This window comes from Acinetobacter sp. YH12099 (assembly GCF_013419195.1).
Taxonomy (GTDB): domain Bacteria; phylum Pseudomonadota; class Gammaproteobacteria; order Pseudomonadales; family Moraxellaceae; genus Acinetobacter; species Acinetobacter towneri.
The window spans coordinates 1-1,190 of the sequence record NZ_VPAP01000057.1 but is presented as its reverse complement, the minus strand read 5'-3'; the positions used below and the strand labels follow the sequence as shown (position 1 = coordinate 1,190).

1 protein-coding gene is annotated in these 1,190 nt (G+C 38.8%); it reads left to right on the top strand.

Translation table 11 applies throughout. The features are described from left to right. The first annotated feature begins 62 nt into the window (after nt 1–62). A protein-coding gene (locus FTU39_RS13750; RefSeq protein WP_180052280.1) for an IS3-like element ISAba20 family transposase occupies nt 63–1,138 on the top strand; the annotation gives its coding sequence in 2 pieces (ribosomal slippage) (nt 63–315 and nt 315–1,138; 1,077 coding nt in all). Nucleotides 1,139–1,190 lie beyond the last annotated feature (52 nt).

Below are 1,190 nucleotides of genomic sequence, written 5' to 3'. Positions count from 1 at the left end.
CCCTAAAAATAATTGAGTTTAAAAGTAGAAAATCGAATAACCTTGATTTAAGGAGATTTTCTATGAAAACATCTAAGTATTCAGACAGCTTGATCATGAGTATCTTGAAGCAAGCTGAAGCAGGAACACCCATACCGAACTTGTGCCGCGAACATGGTATGAGCTCTGCTACATTCTACAAGTGGAAGTCCAAATATGGCGGCATGGATCTTTCAATGATGACGCGGCTTAAAGAACTTGAGGCTGAAAATGCCCGTTTAAAACGCATGTATGCTGATGAGCGGCTAAAGTCAGACATCTTGCAAGATGCACTTTTAAAAAAGTTTTAAGGCCTGTTCAGCGAAAGTCACTTGCTCAGCAAGCTACTGAGCAATTTAAGATTTCAATCAGCATGGCCTGCTTAATTTTTAAAGTCAGTCAAACGTGTTATCGCTATAAAGCTCGTTTAGATGAAGAGAATCAACAGATTGCCGAATGGTTGATTCAATTAACCAATGATCATAAAACATGGGGCTTCAAGCTTTGTTTCCTGTATTTGCGTAATGTTAAAAAATACAAATGGAACCACAAACGTGTCTATCGCATTTATAAGGAGCTTGAGCTTAATTTAAGAATCAAGCCTAATAAGCGGATTAAACGAGAACAGCCAGAACCCCTTGCAGTACCGACAGCTAAGAATGAATCATGGTCAATGGACTTTATGTATGATCAACTCAGTGATGGACGTAGTTATCGAGTTCACAACGTGATTGATGACTATAATCGCGAGTCATTGGATATATTGATTGACTTTTCGTTGCCAGCAGAACGTGTGCTGAGAGGACTTGATCAGCTCATTGAATGGCGAGGTAAACCTAAACGCATTAGAACCGACAATGGCCCAGAGTATATAAGTGAGCTGATGGAAAAGTGGTGTGATCAGCATGGTATTGAGCATGTATTTACTCAACCAGGCAATCCACAGCAAAATGCATATGTTGAGCGATTTAATCGTACAGTACGTTATGAGTGTCTAAATCAATATTTATTTCGAGATCTGAGCGAGGTGCAGGACTATACAACTGACTGGCAGTACTTTTATAATCATGAACGACCTCATATGTCAGTAAATGGTTGTCCACCTATTTTTAAACAATAACAAGGCTTTAGATTTTCTACCCATTAATTCAATTAAAAATGGGGGTATTACC